Here is a 3,763-nt window from a genome sequence, read left to right as displayed (position 1 = left end):
CCTGCGGGCCATCCGGTAACGTAGATTTCCTGGAAACCTGCATCGCTGGCGGCAAACTCGCGTATAAGCTGACCATCAAGGTTAAAGATTTGCACCATGCCCAGCCCCTCGGCCTCTTTGGGGTAGGTGAGCACCACGCGGTCTTTGGTGGGGTTGGGCCACGCCTGGAGGTAGCGTTCGGGTTTATTGTCAACGTGCTTGTTTGCGGACTGCCTTCTTAAGGTCACTACCTCAGGGATGGGTGGGATGGAATCAAGCTGGCCATGCGCTGTGAGCCACCCCCAAACGTCGCCTCGTGCAGGCGTATTGTTGTAAAAGTGATCCCAGGCTGTATCAAAATCTCCCTCTGTAACCGTATCGGCGTTGGCGAGATTAATTTTGAACTGTAACCAATCCTTTTTCTCACTGTTTATGGGCAACGAATCAAGAAGATTTTCAGCAGCACCGGTTTGACCCAAATCCAGATGCTGCCCCAAACGGTAAAGCTTGTAATACGTTTCTGAGCGACTGTTTAAGTAAGTATTCCATTCCGTGGCATCCAATGAATCGGCGTGATGCAAAAAGTAACGATGTAAATCGCGTTCAGCCTGAGATTTTTCGTAGCTACGCAAGGAAATCTCAGAATCGAGCAAGCGCGCCAGACTTACATTTCCGTTGAGCTGAGCATCATCCACAAACTGCATGAAAAACGGTGATAGAATTTGGTTGTCTTTTAAGAAGGCATAAACATCACCCGGCAGGCGCGAGTTGGCAATCAACACCTGCGTGAGGTGCCATGGGTCAAAAGATGCGGCGGCATCAATGGCTGCCATGAGCGCATCTCTGCTCAGCGGGTAACGGGCCATCAGTAAGTCACGGAGGTATGCCGATTCTTCATTTAAGATATTTTGCAACAGATGGATGATATCCTCTGTGTCACCGCCATCAATGGTTGCATCGTACAGCAGCTTTGCCGAGGCGAGGTTTTGTTCGGCCAGCAATTGTTTTTCCTGAATGCTTGCCAACCCATATTTGCCGCCGCCACCAACATTGAAATTGGAGCGGCAGTGGGTTTCGTAATCCAATGTACCGCTGATTACATCGTACAGAATGAGCGAGGGTTGCGCGCACTGAGGGTCAGGGTTTAAACTGTGCGCCCATGGTTTGGTTACATCCGGATTTTCAAAAGTATGGTAATCAATCGTGAGGGCGTTGGGTGATTGATTGGCTCCGTAGAGGTCGGATACAAAAACATCGCGATAAATGCCCGCACAGTTAAAAGTACCTTGAGAAAACAGATTGTTGGTTGCTGCTTCGGGGGGATTGAGCTCACCCTGATTGTTTCTCCATTCTGAGTAATCTGCCAGCGAAATATCTGCGTAGTAATTAGATTCAAACACATTGCAACGTGCTTGCAAACCCACTTCACTGTTTTGGTCTCGGTTGTCATTCAAGACTAAAAGTCCAATTCCAAGGTTTGAAAACGTGTTCCGATAAACTTCATTTTCAAGCAGAATGTCATCGCTGTCTTCAGCATCATCCGGGCAGCTGTTGTCTACAACCAACCCGGCAATCGCGGTGTTTTGAACGTCACCAAAAAAGTGGTTTTCTTCAACGGTAAACAAATAACTGTTCATCAGATATGCACCATAGTTGTTGCCCGGGTAATCATCACTTGTTTCGGGTACTTTGAAGTTGTTGAACGTGATGGTTTCATAGCTGTTGCCCAATACCATTGCGCCAATTCGATTGTCTTGAAACTCCATATTACTCACCGTGAAAAAATGATTGGGCTGACCCATTGTGACCACACCTCCGTTAAGCCGGTAAAAACACTGGTGAACATTATCAGAAACAGGGAGTGTATCGTGAGCTGCCTCATAAGGTTCATTCTGACCGGTTGCTCTGAAAGTAGAGTGAAATGCAAAAATCCCTACACCTCGTTGTAAAATTTCGAGATCATCGAATGAGGCGGTATTGCGCCAGGAGCAATTGCGGTGATTAACACCAGCTACCCGCTGAAGGTGCGTGTGGTACATGGGAAAGACGGTTGGCCTGTTAAGCAGGCTGTTGGTTAGAAAATCGCAGTTTTCGAAATACGATCTGTTGGGATCAATGCTTCCTGTGCTGTTGGTCCACAAGTAGTCTCGAAGGTGCACACCTACACGGTTATTTCTAAACCTGCTGTTGTATGCCCGAATAACACCACCCTCCATATCCAAAAGGCCAAATTCATTAGCCCGGCGGCTGGCCAAGGCACCAATATAAGCATGCTCTATCACGCTGTTGTTGGTCATGTGCAGGTAGCCTTGGTTGGAAAAGGGGAGCTGAGCAGCACCGGGGTTGCCCCAGACTTCAACGCCGAGCCACATATCGCTATGACAAGGCCCCGAAGTAAATATGGTGCTGTCCAGGTTTAGCCTTCCTCCGGGCTCAATGATTACACGCGCATTTTCATAGAATTCAAAGCGCATGTTCTTAATGGTGAGGGTGGCTCCTGAAGTAATACGCAGCTCTTCCCTAATTCTTACCAGAGATGTGTCGTTAGATAAAGGGTTATTGCCCGGAGTCCAGGTTTGTGTGGTTGAAACCGTTACATCAAGGTGCGGATAGTAAGGAAAAAACGAATAATCCATTCCATCAATCTGGTCGGGAAGTGTGTAGGCTTTGTAATTGGTACCTGACGTATAACCTGCATATGAGGCGGGATTAGAAAATACCAATGCATTGGGGATCCAATTGGCAACATCCGGTGTCTCTACGCTGTCAAGCGCTGCCAGTCCGTTTGAATAGGCAAAATAGAGCCTGTTGTCTATTCCCATTTCAATGTGAGAGTACTGAAAATCCAATCGGTTAGGCACGTTCAAATCAAAAACTTGTTGCAGGTCATAATCTATGTATTGAACGGCAGGTTGCGAAGAGTTGACTTCATGATGCGTAAAGAACAGGTACCTGCCCGAAGGTGAAAACTCTAATCCTTTCACAATCGGGAAACTACTTGAGCTCGTCGTTAACGGGTAGATGAACCCGGAGTTATTGATGTACTCACCGTTGCTGTCAAGTTCCAGAACAGCCACGATATAAGGTGTTTGCGCTGAATTGCCGGGATAAGTCAATCCAAGGCGATAATTACCGTTCTCTAAACGAATAATTTCCAACTCATGGCGCAATCCGCCCCAACTCTGAGATGGATAAGTCGGAAAGAGTTCAGACATAACAATCGGATCATTAGGTGAGGCATAGATTCCGTTTTCATCAATTACCAGCTTCCAAATACCGTCGCCAGTCTGGGCAAAAACAAATCTTTCATTGTTTTCATTGACATCCGTAGCGGCAAAAAACCAATCCTGTTTATTTGACGGTTGAAGATTGCCACCTGCTCCGTTGGGCAGTCCAAGGTTCAGCAGATACTTACAGTTACCGTCATTATCCCAATCCCCAAAAACCAGCGCCCCTAATCTATCTTCATTGCCAGGAACTGTGCTTGGCAATTCCATATCCAATATGGTATAGGCCCCTACAGGGAATGCCTGATCTATTCGGTTGGAAAATATGTAGTAACGAAAGCAATTTCCAGGATCTGGTACTACGCACACACCTGCATTACCCTTAACAGCGTGAGGAGCGCCTGAGGCACCCTCATTTACCCGCATGTATGAAATCAGGTAACCGTCTTGATCGTAAATAACGCCGTCCACAATAAAAAACTCCAACTCGCCATTTACACCGGCAATGGCGTTGTGGGCAAAGTCGGATAGCTGCCCATCATAGCCGGTGCCCGGCG

At 47.3% G+C, this 3,763-nt stretch carries 1 protein-coding gene; it reads right to left on the bottom strand.

What is annotated here, in order from left to right; translation table 11 throughout:
- On the bottom strand, positions 1-3,763 hold a 3,763-nt coding region (locus EA392_13140), incomplete at both ends, for a T9SS C-terminal target domain-containing protein (protein ID TVR37284.1).

It is taken from the genome of Cryomorphaceae bacterium (assembly GCA_007695365.1).
Taxonomy (GTDB): Bacteria; Bacteroidota; Bacteroidia; order Flavobacteriales_D; family SKUL01; genus SKUL01.
This window is presented reverse-complemented; position numbering and strand designations above follow the sequence as displayed.